At 48.5% G+C, this 1,031-nt stretch carries 1 protein-coding gene; it reads right to left on the bottom strand.

Going from position 1 to position 1,031, the window contains the following annotated elements; translation table 11 throughout:
• Positions 1-158 precede the first annotated feature (158 nt).
• Positions 159-878, bottom strand: coding sequence for a response regulator transcription factor (locus INT33_RS20995; RefSeq protein ID WP_193092944.1), 720 nt, complete (start codon positions 876-878; stop codon positions 159-161).
• Positions 879-1,031: the final 153 nt, after the last annotated feature.

Here is a 1,031-nt window from a genome sequence, read left to right as displayed (position 1 = left end):
TTGCCTTGCCTTGCCTTGCCTTGCCTTGCCTTGCCTTGCCTTGCCTTGCCTTGCCTTGCCTTGCCTTGCCTTGCCTTAGCTCAGCGACGTTTCGCACAATGCCGAATGCATGCCTAAGTCAGACTAATCCGGCGCCAAGACGGGGTTACTGCATAGCACTAGTTCTCGGTGCAAGTAGTTTCAGCGCCAGTAGGCTGGCATGTCTCCAAGCGATAGCCCGACTGGTATATGCTTTTTAGACGTAGGCCATGCTGCCCATCTAATTCGAGTTTGCGCCGAAGACGGCTAACGTGGGTATCGACGGTACGCGTAGAAATATCACCTTTCATTCCCCATATCAGTTCCAGCAAATGTGGACGGGTAAGCAATTCCCCCGTTTTGGAAAAAAACAGGGCTGCAAGGCGGTACTCTCGCTCAGTCAGATTTACGGGCCGCTCATCCAGGTAAACAATACGCTTCTCGATATTGAGCGAATAGGTTTCAGAAAAATTAGCGGCTGTTGTAGAGGGGGTATATCCCATTCGTCGGCTTAATGCATTGACCCTAGCAATCAGCTCTTTGGGTCGGAGAGGCTTGGCCAGGAAATCGTCGGCCCCCTGCTCTAGAGCTTGTACGACGTCATCCTCATGCTGACTAGCGGTAATAAACAGAATCGGGCCTTTCCAGCCGTCATGCTGACGAAGGTGACTAACAACGTCCATGCCACAGCCATCGGGTAAGCGCCAATCAATGATAAGAAAATCGAATAATTGCTGCTGAGTGCTTCTTCGTAGTTCATTGGATCGACCAAACAATGACACCTCATATCCAGCCGAGAGCAAGCACTGTTTTATAAACTGTTGTTGATCCAGATCATCCTCAAGTACACCAATATGCATGGATTAATACCTATCCCCGCTATTTAAGCACTCTTTAACTATGTCGTTATAAACATTGTAAATTACGCAGCAACGTTAGCCTGGATTTCTCACGGGGTATAAAAGAAAGCGGCTGAAAGTGCTATGATTTCAAGAGCCTAACCAATCCATCAA

The sequence above is a fragment of the Halomonas colorata genome, assembly GCF_014897985.1.
In the GTDB taxonomy this organism is placed as follows: Bacteria; Pseudomonadota; Gammaproteobacteria; order Pseudomonadales; family Halomonadaceae; genus Vreelandella; species Vreelandella colorata.
This window is presented reverse-complemented; position numbering and strand designations above follow the sequence as displayed.